Origin of the sequence: Desulfobulbus elongatus DSM 2908 (genome assembly GCF_000621145.1) — a bacterium.
GTDB classification, from domain to species: Bacteria; Desulfobacterota; Desulfobulbia; order Desulfobulbales; family Desulfobulbaceae; genus Desulfobulbus; species Desulfobulbus elongatus.
In genome coordinates, this window is sequence record NZ_JHZB01000092.1 from 1 (window position 1) to 1230 (window position 1230).

Consider the following 1230-nt stretch of genomic DNA (forward strand, 5'->3'; position numbering starts at 1 on the left):
GATGCATCAGGCCGTTAACAGAAAACAGCCGCAGTATAGCGCTGTTACGCTCAAAAGGATCAAATGATGCGCATAACTGTCGGATGCTCCCCATCCGACGTAGACCGTAAGCAACATGTCTATTACCTGAAGTGGTTTCGCTATTATTATGATTTTTGTCTGAAATATTCACTCGAGGGAACCAACCCTGCTACATGTGTATCTTTTCGTGAGAAATTACGCAGTAAGGGGCAGGCTGACGATCTGGTATGTCAGGCTGATAAGGCAGTGGAGCTTTACATACAACTGGCCGGGAACTTGCCAGCAAGGGAGACGAAGAGTAAACAAACAGTGACCGGGGAGGTTTCCTGTCAAGAAACGCTGAAAAAAGGTCTTAGCCCGGATCAGATATGTAAGGCTGATGAAAGGTTGACCCAGGAGGGATTAGCTCAACCAGACCGTCCAGGGAAAGTGTCTCGTCTCCATCCCATCAGTGTCAGAGATAAAAAAGCCAGCCCAACCGCCACCACAGGAGCCGACTGGACTGAACTCTACGATGATTTGAGCTCTGCCGTCCAGGTCCGCCATTACTCGCTCAAAACGTTGCGTTCCTACCGGTCATGGATCAGGCAATTCCAGACTTTTGTCAAGAGCAAGGAAGCATCGCTTATAGTAGTGGATGATGTAAAAGCCTTTCTCACTTGGCTGGCCGTTGAACGGCACGTTTCGGCATCCAGTCAGAATCTCGCCTTCAACAGCTTACTCTTTTTTTTCCGCAATGTGTTGGGAAAGGAATTCGGTACAATTGAAGGGGTAGTACGCGCAAAAAAACGGCCATACATTCCAGTTGTTCTTGATCGAGCGGAAATCGACGGCATTGTGGCCGAACTGACTCACCCGTACAGCCTGATTGTTCAGCTGCTCTATGGTTGTGGTCTACGTCTATTCGAATGCCTGCAGCTACGAATACAATGCTTTAACTTCAGCGCTGGAGTACTGACTCTACATGATGGCAAGGGGAAAAAGGATAGAACCGTACCCATTCCTGAGATATTGGTTCCAGAGTTGAAAAAACAGATGATCAGAGTGGGGGAACAGCACCAACAGGATTTAGAAGCGGATTACGACGGTGTTTTTTTATTCAACGCTTTGGAGCTTAAGTCCTGAATCAGTGACAGCCATGGCCGGATTTCCCTTTCATGGTTCTGTTAAGTCGTTTTTCAGGGAGTGACTTCTCCCCAAGTTGGCATA

1 protein-coding gene is annotated in these 1230 nt (G+C 47.8%); it reads left to right on the top strand.

The genetic code is table 11. The annotated features are described in order from the left end of the window. The first annotated feature begins 63 nt into the window (after window positions 1–63). Window positions 64–1146, top strand: coding sequence for a phage integrase N-terminal SAM-like domain-containing protein (locus tag Q362_RS21695; protein WP_051554475.1), 1083 nt, complete (start codon window positions 64–66; stop codon window positions 1144–1146). Window positions 1147–1230 lie beyond the last annotated feature (84 nt).

Excerpts from the sequence above, each read along its gene's own strand:
- Q362_RS21695 (WP_051554475.1), top strand. The coding sequence starts at position 64 with ATGATGCGCATAACTGTCGGATGCTCCCCATCCGACGTAGACCGTAAG.